2 pseudogenes are annotated in these 687 nt (G+C 69.4%); both read left to right on the top strand.

Going from position 1 to position 687, the window contains the following annotated elements:
* Positions 1-206: pseudogene (locus KUM32_RS36830) on the top strand (threonine synthase); the annotation flags it as partial.
* Between the two features lie 378 nt (positions 207-584).
* Positions 585-687 (top strand): annotated as a pseudogene (locus KUM32_RS36835) (homoserine kinase); the annotation flags it as partial.

The raw sequence follows: 687 nt of genomic DNA on the forward strand, positions 1-687 counted from the left end.
TCTGCGTGGAGCCCGCGTCGGCCGCCAGCGTGGCCGGGCTGCTCAAGGCCGCCGAGCAGGGCAAGGTCGATCCGGGGCAGCGCATCGTGTGCACGGTCACCGGCAACGGCCTCAAGGACCCGGACTGGGCGGTGGCGGGCGCGCCGCAGCCGGTCACCGTGGCGGTGGACGCGGACGCCGCGGCCGGCAGCCTCGGGCTGGCCTGACCGCTGGCCCGCACCTGGCGTAACCTTGGGTAAGCGGTGGCCGCGGACCGGGCGACGGTCTCGCGGAATAGCCGTTAATTGCCTCGGTTTTATCCCGCTGGACAGTGATAAGCGGGGATAACGGAGCACGGGACGGCTCACGACACGCATCGTGCGCCTCCCGTGCGCCCTATGTCGCCACAGAACCTTCCTTCGATAGGCTGTACTGAATCCGCCCCGTCGCAGAGCACCCGCCGCTGAGCAATCGGCTCCGTGCGGCATTGCCGAAACGGTCCTCGCGGTGTTCCGTACTTCTTCGATAAACCGCAGCCCGTACACCGCAGCCCGCACACACTTGTCGTCACACGTCCGCAGTCACACAAGGAGAGTCATCGAGCGATGGCCGGTCCAGCGTTCCGTGCCGCCGCCGTCCGGGTGCGCACCCCTGCCACCAGCGCCAATCTCGGCCCCGGCTTCGACGCCCTCGGCCTGGCCCTGGGTC

The sequence above is a fragment of the Streptomyces sp. AC627_RSS907 genome, from assembly GCF_019049165.1.